This window comes from Spirulina sp. CCY15215, assembly GCF_016888125.1.
In the GTDB taxonomy this organism is placed as follows: domain Bacteria; phylum Cyanobacteriota; class Cyanobacteriia; order Cyanobacteriales; family Spirulinaceae; genus CCY15215.
On sequence record NZ_JACSWA010000468.1, the window covers coordinates 1 to 7,587 of the forward strand.

5 protein-coding genes are annotated in these 7,587 nt (G+C 41.9%); 1 reads left to right on the forward strand and 4 read right to left on the reverse strand.

Translation table 11 applies throughout. The features are described from left to right. Positions 1–116 precede the first annotated feature (116 nt). The 3 genes from JUI58_RS15340 to JUI58_RS15350 all read right to left on the reverse strand — a co-directional run bounded on the left by JUI58_RS15340 (position 117) and on the right by JUI58_RS15350 (position 5,651). Positions 117–1,061 (reverse strand): ABC transporter ATP-binding protein, encoded by a 945-nt coding sequence (locus tag JUI58_RS15340; protein ID WP_204104674.1) that lies wholly within the window; start codon positions 1,059–1,061, stop codon positions 117–119. A gap of 192 nt (positions 1,062–1,253) precedes the next feature. Then, a complete protein-coding gene (locus tag JUI58_RS15345) occupies positions 1,254–4,250 on the reverse strand; it encodes a tetratricopeptide repeat protein (RefSeq protein WP_204104675.1) in 2,997 nt (998 codons plus the stop codon). A gap of 15 nt (positions 4,251–4,265) precedes the next feature. Continuing rightward, the gene (locus JUI58_RS15350) at positions 4,266–5,651 is read right to left on the reverse strand and encodes an ATP-binding protein (protein WP_204104676.1); all 1,386 of its coding nucleotides are present in this window, start codon (positions 5,649–5,651) and stop codon (positions 4,266–4,268) included. 84 nt (positions 5,652–5,735) lie between these two features. Between JUI58_RS15350 and JUI58_RS15355 the strand changes: the two genes are divergently transcribed. Then, positions 5,736–5,969 carry a DUF3285 domain-containing protein gene (locus JUI58_RS15355; protein WP_204104677.1) on the forward strand — a complete coding sequence of 78 codons (234 nt, stop codon included), beginning with the start codon at positions 5,736–5,738 and terminating at the stop codon, positions 5,967–5,969. 173 nt (positions 5,970–6,142) lie between these two features. On the opposite strand, the gene JUI58_RS15360 is transcribed toward JUI58_RS15355, so the two are convergent. Then, the gene (locus tag JUI58_RS15360; RefSeq protein WP_204104678.1) at positions 6,143–7,426 is read right to left on the reverse strand and encodes a pitrilysin family protein; all 1,284 of its coding nucleotides are present in this window, start codon (positions 7,424–7,426) and stop codon (positions 6,143–6,145) included. Between the last annotated feature and the right edge of the window lie 161 nt (positions 7,427–7,587).

Consider the following 7,587-nt stretch of genomic DNA (forward strand, 5'->3'; position numbering starts at 1 on the left):
GACGCTCCCACTACAATAAACCATAATGGGGGTAGTGCGTTCGCGTAGCGTGTCCAAAGGACAAACATCTTGCTCGCTATTTTTACAAAACTGAGATCCACCCTGCCGATCGCAGTTTAATCGGCTACGGTTAGGGAATGAAAAAGAGCTTCTAAATTTTCTTGAGTATAACTAAACTGCGCGATCGCAATTTCCGCAGCAATCAAGGTTTTTAAAAACTCTGCCCCTTCTTCTCGTGTCCCTGAGAATTCAACTTTCACGCTTCCTGTTTCTTTTAGCATCTGCCAATTTTCTACCCAAGGGCAATTTTTTAACTCGGCTTCTAATGCTTCTAAATTGTCCAATGCGGTAATTAAAAGCTGAGGACGAGAAAAACGACTATATATCTCTTTCAAGGGCGCACTTTCCACTAAAAAACCGTATTCCATCATCCCAATTGAGGTGCAAAGTTCTGCTAAATCGCTTAAAATATGGGAAGAAATTAAAATCGTCATCCCTGCTTCTTGTAGGGTTTTGATTGTTTCGCGAAACTGCATCCGTGAGAGTGGGTCTAAACCTGATACAGGTTCATCTAATAATAATACAATCGGCTCGTGAACAATTGTTCTGGCCAAACTGAGACGCTGTTTCATTCCTCTCGAAAGCGTTGCGATCGCACTATTTCTGCGATCGACTAACTGCACTAATTCCAACACTTCATTGATGCGACGCTGACGGTAGGGCTGTGTTAGCCCATATAACCGCGCAAAATAGTCCAAATAGTCGAGAATAGTTAAGTCTTCATAAACGGGATAATTATCGGGAAGATAGCCTAAATTCTTCTTTAACCTCGCATTGGTGTCATTTCTTAAAAGGCGATCGCCGTGAATGAAAATCTCCCCGATCGTCGGTTCTTCGATCGCAGCCAACATCCGAATTAAAGTCGTTTTTCCTGCTCCATTTGCCCCAATTAAACCATAAACTTCTCCCTCGGTAATTTGCAGATCGATCGCATTGACTGCAATGCGGCGATCGAATTGTTTCGTTAACCCATGAGTGGCGATCGCAGTTTCTTTACCCATTTTTTGTTAGTTAGTAGTGGTTAGTTAGTAGTGGTTAGTGGTTAGTTTTTAGTGGTTAGTTTTTAGTGGTTAGTTAGTAGTGGTTAGTTAGTAGTGGTTAGTGGTTAGTTTTTAGTGGTTAGTTAGTAGTGGTTAGTTAGTAGTGGTTAGTTAGTAGTGGTTAGTGGGTAGTTAGTAGTTTTTAGTTTTAAGTTATGAAAGAGGGGAAGAAGATCGCGGGATGCGCTTTTGAATTAAACCTAACACTGTTTCCCATAACGTTGCTAAAATTGAGGGCTTGAGTTGCTGTTGTAAATCTTGATAAATAGATAGTTCTGAAAGTTCCAATTCTGTCGCGATCGCTACAGCGCGATCGGAATATTCTCGCGCTGTTTCTAAATTCCCCAATTTTTGATTGAGTTGCGCTAAATTCTTCAATACTTCCGCTTCTAAATGCCTGGCATTAATACTCCGAGAAATTTTTAATGCCTCTTGTAAATGCTCTCGGGCTGCGGCATACTCCTCAAGGTGGAGATGACTTTCTCCAATATGACCAATTAAGCGCCCTTCTTCATAGCGATCGCCTAATTCCTTGGCGATCGGCAAACTTTGTTGTAAATGCTTAATTGCTTGGGTATGATTGCCCAAAAAGCCGTAAATTACCCCCAAATTCCCTAAAGCGGTCCCCAAACCAGCGCGATCGCCGGAAGCGCGGGCAATATTCCAATGTTGTTGATAAAGAGACATGGCGCGATCGCTATCTCCAAGGGCATGATAGGCATTTCCTAAATTACCAAAGATTTGCCCTTCTGCCAATTTATCTCCCGTTGTGCGGGCAATTTTCAACGCCTTGTGAGAAACGCTAATCGATTTATGATAGTTCCCTAAATAAAAATAAGTCATTCCCAAACTACTCAAGGCTTTTCCTTTTCCTGGCAGATCGTTCAAGGCTTCAGATACGATCAAATGTTCTTCAAAGCGTTCTAAGGCTTGACGATAATTACCTAAAGCACAATCAGCATTTCCTAACTGCATCACGGCTTTTCCTTCCCAAGGGCGATCGCCGATATTGCGGGCAATACTTAATAGTTCTTCATAACAGGAAGTCGCCGTATTATACTCTCCCATATTGCCGTAAGCATTACCAATATTGAGAAGGGCTTCCTCAAGTTTAACCAGAGCCTGCGATCGCGTTTCTGTGGCAATATCTTCCTTCTCCAAGGTTTTTCTTACTAGATCGAGATAGTGCTGTAAATATTCCACCGTTTGCGTATAATCCTTAATCGCATAATAAGAATTTCCCAGATTGTAGAGAATCGTTTCTAAGTTCTTTTTCTCTTCCTCCTTCCCTTTTAAAGTTAAATATTGTTGCAAATATTCAATTGTCGGACGATAGCGATGTAGGGAATAACAAGCATTGCCCATATATAATAACGTTATTGCCAATTCTGCGGGCATCTCCCGCGTCTCTGTGCGATTTAAGTATTGCTGAAGATACTCCACAGCCTGTTCGTATTCTTTGAGAATATAATAGCCTCGTCCCAAAGCAAATAAAGTTTCCTCAAAAGCCTCTCGCTGTTCTTTATTTGCCTCAGTTAAACTCAAATATTGATTCAAATATTCAATTGCTGGAGAAAACTGTTCTTTGATATAATATGCTTGACCCAGCTTTAAAAAGATTTTCGTTAAATTGGGCTGTTGTTTTTGGCTTTCAACACGGTTGAGATAGCGTTGTAGATATTCGATAGTTTTATCGTAATTTTTCAAAACTGAATAGGAATTGCCCAGATATAACCAAGTTGTTTCTAAATCGCGAACTCGCTCTTTATCTTGGATCAAATTGAGATATTGTTGCAAACATTTCGCGGCATTTTCATATTCCTGACGATAATAATAAGCATTTCCTAAATATAATGATGTTGTCTCGATCGCCAAAGTTTCATTAGTTTTCGTAACTATGGTAATATACCCTCGTAAATACTCAATAGTACGCTCCCAATCTTGTAAGAAATAATGAGCATTGCCAAGATAGAGAAAAATATTCGCTGACTTTACTTGCCCTTCTTGTTTTTTGAGAAGTTGTAAATGTTTTTGCAAGTATTTAATAGCACGTCCGTATTCTTGCAGATAATAATAGGCATTACCGATCGCCAGTAAAGTTTTCTCTAAGTCTTGCTCTTGTTCTACATCAGGAATAATATCCAAATATTCTTGTAAATACTCGGCGGTTTTGCGATAATTTTGGAAAGAATAATAAGCATTACCTAAATATAATAACGTCGTTGCTAAAATACGTTCTTGACGATTGTTGCGAGCGATGGGTAAATATTGCTTTAAATATTCGATCGCCTCTTTGTATTGTTTCAGAGAATAATAAGAATTGCCCAGATAAAACAGCGTCTCTCCCGAGCCAAAAAATTCCGCAAAATTAGGGGTTAATTCCAAACACTGCTCTAAATATTCAATCGTTTTTGCATAATTTCCTAGGGTATAATAAGCATTCCCTAAATAGAGAAAAGTCCGATCTAAATGAGGAGATTCTTCCTTTTCTTGAACGCGATCGAGATATTCTTGTAAGTATTTAATAGACTGCTGATAATCTTGGCGCAAATAATAGGTATTTCCCAATCCTTGTAAACAAACCGAGTCAACCTTAGCATTAACTTGTCCGAGAAGCGGTTGATAAATGGCGATCGCCTCTTGGAAATATCCATCTTTTTCCAATTGATGGTGCAGTGTTTCTCCCGTTTCTAACCGGAGAAAAAGAATCTCGCTTGCTTCTTCCCAGGCACCTAATTCGCAAAAATGATGAAAGGCTTCTAAATATCCCCGCACTTGTTCCAATTGGGAATCCCCTGGATCGGGCTGATACATTTGTAAATAGTAAAATGCCCAGCGAATATGTGCGATTTCTGTTAAGTTTAAATCTTCTAAAACTTCATGTAAGCTAGGGGGAGAAGATTCATTGCCTAGATTGCTAATACTGTGCTTTAAACCCGCCCAATACTTGACACATTCAATAAAGCGCACCAAGGCTGAAAGGTGAATAGTTGGAGGTGTTTCCCTGGCATTATCACCATTAGTATTTCCTTCTGCTTCCACTTCAGGATATGGTAATACAAATTGCTTTTCTGCCTTGCGGTAGCGAACTTTCAAGGCATCCTGTTCGGATAAAATTTTGAAATTCACTTTTTTTTCTAGTTCACTCATATTTTTTCCTCTTTTTTATTCAGATCTCTGTAAACTATTTAACACAATTTGACGCAAGTAATCATGTAAATAATACCGAACAGCACGGTTATTTTTTTCTTCCTCCAAAAATAAACGGCGATTAAGGGTATCTAAGGCTGATTTTTGCTCGTTAATTGGAAAATTTCCGATCAAAAATCCCCATCCTTGAGGATCGGTGGCTCGTCGGTTTGCAGCCCCCAAACAGAGTAATTCATAAGCTAAAGGATAAATTGAATTTAAGCGCTGACAAGTCCTTTCCAGAGATACTCGCACCCAATTGGATAAACTTCGGGAGGATAAGTAAGAGGTGTTAGGATCTTGCCCCACTTCTGTCAAGTCAATTTCGTATTCATAGCCATATTCGCGCCAGTAGGCTCGAATATTGCCATAATAGGGATATTCTCGAATTTCTCCGGCAATTATTTTTAGAGCGAGAGGATGACCTTCATAGACCTCTGTAATTTCTTCTAGACAGTTTTCTTCAGTGAGAGTTTTTAAAGGAATACTCCAAGTTGTAAAAAGCTGTTTAACTGTGGCAAGTTGTAATCCTTTTAGGGCGATCGCCGCAAATTTTGTACTAGAGAAATCAGCAAATAATTGCGGTTGAATGCGAGTGGTGAGAATGAGACGCGATCGCAGTTCCGAAAGTGCCAGTAAGCCTTGAAACAATCGTTTTAACGTCTCATCTTTAAAGTTATTTTTTGCGTCGAGTAAGACTTCAATACTGTCGAGGATCAGCAAGCAGGGTTGAAATTGCAATTTCGCAATAACCGCAGCAATAAGGTTGCTTTCTCCTCCTTGCAAGAGTTCTTGTTTGGCAATCTCTTCTCCCAAAACTAAACGGGCGATCGCCTCTAAACCCCCTCTTTGTTGTTGAAAATCAATCTTTAATCCCAAAGGAAATTCCCGTTGTAATGTAGGATTTTGACTCAGATGTTCGACAAAAGCTGTTTTCCCAATACCGCCAATACCCGTCACGCAAAGTAACCAGCAGGAATTCTGTAATTGTTGCACCAGTTCCGTCGCGAGGTTCTCCCGTCCCACCCAAAGCGAGGTACTAGGAGCAGATGGCTTTTGAGAGACTCCTTTTTGTTCTTTTATAGGCAGGATTTGATAATCGCTGCGGCGCAATTTAACATCAAAGGCTTTAAATAAAGATTTGAGCGTCGCTATTTTTTCCGGTTGACAGCCATAGAGAATGGAAATAGCGCAATCAACGGGAATATTAGCGCGAGAGGCGATTTTACTGTAACTAACGCGGCGATTTTGTTCTGCATCACTGGCGGCGATCGCAGATTCAATTTTACTGATGCCGCGATCGGTTAACAGTCCTCCTTTTTTGGGTTTTTTGGGTTTGGGGGATGGGGATTGCGGCGGCACAGGGGAACCTCTCAACATTCAATAGGAGCGATATAATATAGCATCTTACATTTTTTGACAATTTTCTGAAATTATTAATTTAATATGGCTCATTCTACTCCGGCAAGCGATTCCGCTTCAACGCCTCCAATCTCTGAAGGGCAAAACCCAGTCAATGAAACAACTTCAGAACCTCCAATCCCTGAAGAACAAGCCAGTTATGTCAAATTAGCCATGCGAAATATGGTTCGCAAACGAGGAAAATCTCTCTTTCATTTTTTCCTTTCAACTCTGGCGGTTTTAGGTTTATTGATTGGAGTCTCCTACTTAACCCGGTAAGTCAATCTCCTTGACTTCTCCACGGGCTAAAACCGCTCAGGCGATCGCACTCCCTCAAATCCTTTCATTAACTGCGATCTCTACCAAATTCTTGCTAGACGTAAAACAAAATCGGGTAACAAGTTTTTGATCCGCATCCTCGAAACTGCTCAATGAACAAAAACTCAACTTGTTTAATTTTTTCCTCTCATAACCACAACTCCGTAGGCTTTCGGGTTGAGGTACTGCTTGGCAACATTTTGGATATCCTCCGCTTCGATCGCCCGCAAGCGATCGGGATAAGTTAAAGCAGGAGTTAAAGTTCCCATTTGTGACTGATAATAGCCGTAAAGATTGGCGCGATCGCTGGGTCGTTCGTTAGCAAAAATAAAACGGTTAGCAACTTGAGCGCGAATGCGAGAGAGTTCCCAAGGATCGACGGGTTCGGCTTGAAAGCGCTGTAAATGTGCGAGAATAATGCTCTCTACTTCCGCAATATTTTCGGCAGGTAGTTGCGCTGCAATATAGAAAACCCCTTGAATACCTTGGGTAATATTGCTTGTACCAATAGAGGAAACAAGTTTGCGATCTTCTCGCAAGTCCCGAAAGAGTCGCGACATTCTCCCTTGTCCTAAAATAGCCGCCAGTACGTCGAGAGCATCCGTTGTAGCTAATTCCTCTTTTCCCGGTACTCGCCATAACATCACCAAACGGGATTGATGCAAATGGTCGTCCTGCTCCTCACAACGCACGATATCTTCAAAGATAGGCTCAGGCTGAAAAGAAGGGGGAGTGGGGGCAGAACTATCGGGATGATGGGCATAAGCGCGATCGCAGGCCTCAGAGACAATTTCCAGCAATTCCTCAACCGGTAAATTCCCCACCACAGCAGCCGTCATATTTTCCGGCGCGTACCAGTGCCGATGAAACCCTCGCATTTGTTCCGAAGACAAGTTCTCGATAATTTCGGCTGAACCGAGAACGGGACGGCGATAGGGCAAACGCTGGAAGCAAGTTTCCATGGCTCGGGTGTAAGTGCGACGGCTGGGGTTGTCCTGCGATCGCCGAATTTCCTCTAAAACCACCAATCTTTCTCGCTCAAAAGGGCGATCGGCAATATTAGGATTGAGAACAACTTCTAATTGTAGGGGAGCAAGATCGGCGAAGTCTTTGGGGGCGGTGGTGATGTAATAATGGGTATATTCTTGGCTGGTGGCGGCGTTGGTGGTGGCTCCCCGCTCTTCGATCGCCCGCTCGAATTCCCCACTTTCGAGCTTGGGAGTGCCTTTAAAGACCATGTGTTCGAGAAAGTGCGCCATACCGTTGATTTCATTGGCTTCGTTGATAGAGCCAACGTTCAACCATATATTTAGGTTAATGGCATCTACAGGCATCTGTTCGGCGACAATGGTTAAGCCATTATCAAGTTTGTGCAGGGTAGGGGTGTTGAGAGTCGTTTGAGTGAGAGTTGCAGGCATTTGGGGAAGATTGGGGGAGTGTGGGGAGTGGGGGAGGATGGGGAAGCACTTCAGCCTTTATTCCTCATCAGAAAAATTGGGTAGAAACCCCGTCCTTATAGGACGGCTTTACATTGAATAGACGTAACCATCTTTTTTGTGAATTGTCTGGCAATATTTGT

What these genes read in the sequence shown, in the direction of transcription:
- JUI58_RS15345 (WP_204104675.1), bottom strand. Translation starts at nt 4,250, where the DNA reads ATGAGTGAACTAGAAAAAAAAGTGAATTTCAAAATTTTATCCGAACAG.
- JUI58_RS15340 (WP_204104674.1), bottom strand. Translation starts at nt 1,061, where the DNA reads ATGGGTAAAGAAACTGCGATCGCCACTCATGGGTTAACGAAACAATTC.
- JUI58_RS15360 (WP_204104678.1), bottom strand. Translation starts at nt 7,426, where the DNA reads ATGCCTGCAACTCTCACTCAAACGACTCTCAACACCCCTACCCTGCAC.
- JUI58_RS15355 (WP_204104677.1), top strand. Translation starts at nt 5,736, where the DNA reads ATGGCTCATTCTACTCCGGCAAGCGATTCCGCTTCAACGCCTCCAATC.